This window comes from Streptomyces noursei, assembly GCF_001646665.1.
Lineage (GTDB): Bacteria > Actinomycetota > Actinomycetes > Streptomycetales > Streptomycetaceae > Streptomyces > Streptomyces lavendulocolor.
In genome coordinates this window covers 130,823-132,343 of record NZ_LWBU01000158.1, presented here as the reverse complement: position 1 = coordinate 132,343, position 1,521 = coordinate 130,823, and the positions used below count along the sequence as shown (strand labels likewise).

The window sequence follows — 1,521 nt, the reverse complement described above, 5'->3', positions numbered from 1 at the left end:
TTTGCGGACACGACCTAGGAGGGCGTCCCGCCGGCCGGGCCGACCGGCGGGGCACCCCCCGGGGTCCGCGTCCGCGAGGGCCGGCCCGGGCCGCGCGCACCGCCGGTGAGCGGTGCGCGCGGCCCTCCTGCGCGCGGCCCGCGAGCGCCCGGCCCTGCGGCGCACGGGCACGGCGTCCCGTGCGGTCCTACGGACGCAGCGTCATCTCCCGCCGCAGCTCCCGCTTGTCCAGGCGCGGGTCGTACGTGGTCAGCGGCGCCGCGGTCTGCGGGTCGGCCGCCGCGACGCCCGCCCAGGCCAGGATGCGGGCCGTGGCCCTGGTCCGCTCCGCCTCGGCCAGGCCGGCGACGTTGGCGCCGTGGTTGGCGCCCGGCGCGGTCATCACGTAGGAGTCCCGGGCGCCCTTGTCGACGCGGAACTTCTCGGCGCCCCACGGGTCGTTGCCGCCGTACACGAAGAGCATGCCGCGGCCCTGGGTGCGGACCCACGTGTCGACGTCGCGCATCACCCACGGCTTGAACCGCACCGGGATGTCACGCGGCACGAAGTTCCGGGCGGGCTGGTAGCCGTACCGGGTCAGGCCCTTGAGGTGGGTCATCCGCATGCTGGGCGAGCCGAGTTCGGTGGCCGCCTGGTAGTAGTACGGCGTGTACGGCTCCAGGCCCTGGTCGCTGTAGAAGGACCAGCCGGAGTACGTGTCGATGGTGTCGAACACGGCCTGGTCGGTGGCGGTGGCCGCCTCCGGGACCGAGGCGCAGTCGGCCTCGGTGTGGTACTGCCAGAAGCCCCAGACGAAGTCCAGGACGACCGCCTCGTACGCCTTGTCCAGGCTGCCGACCGTGTCGAAGGTCGCGCCCTCGGCCTCGGCGCGGGCGCGGAACTTCTCCTGGAGCGGGGCGCGGCGGACCAGCGCCTCGCGCTGGAGCGCGTTCAGCCGGTCGCGGCACTCCTGGGTGGAGACGGTGGCGAAGAACCGGTCGTAGGCCGCGTCCTCGTGCTCCACCACGTCGTTGGGCGCGACGTACGCGACGACACCGTCCATGTCACGGGGGTAGAAGCGCTCGTAGTACGTGGCGGTCATGCCGCCCTTCGACGCTCCGGTCGCCAGCCACTTGCGGTCGTAGATCTTCTTCAGCGCGGTGAAGATCCGGTGCTGGTCGGAGGCCGCCTGCCAGATGTCCAGCTTCGACCAGTCGGCGGGCTGGGGACGGGAGGGGGTGAAGAAGCGGTACTCCATGGAGACCTGGTTGCCGTCCACGATCCGGGTGGGCTCGGCGCGCCCGGGGCGGGTGCTGACGGCGTATCCACTGGTGTGGAAGACGGTGGGGCGGGCGGTGTCCTTGTGCAGCAGGGTGAGCCGCTGCTGGAAGGTGCCCTTGGAGCGGTCACGGTGGTCGACCGGCTGGGTGTAGGTGAGGACGAAGTAGCGGTAGCCGGGGTACGGCTTCTCCTCGACCAGGGCCATCCCGGGGATCGCCAGGATCCGGTCCTTGATATCGGTGGTCGTGCCGCTGTCGGCGG

General features: G+C 72.3%; 1 protein-coding gene. It reads right to left on the bottom strand.

The window, feature by feature from the left end; genetic code table 11:
- Positions 1 to 187 precede the first annotated feature (187 nt).
- The coding region (locus A4V12_RS12685) for a S28 family serine protease (RefSeq protein ID WP_064069406.1) at positions 188 to 1,521 on the bottom strand (1,334 nt) is incomplete at its 5' end.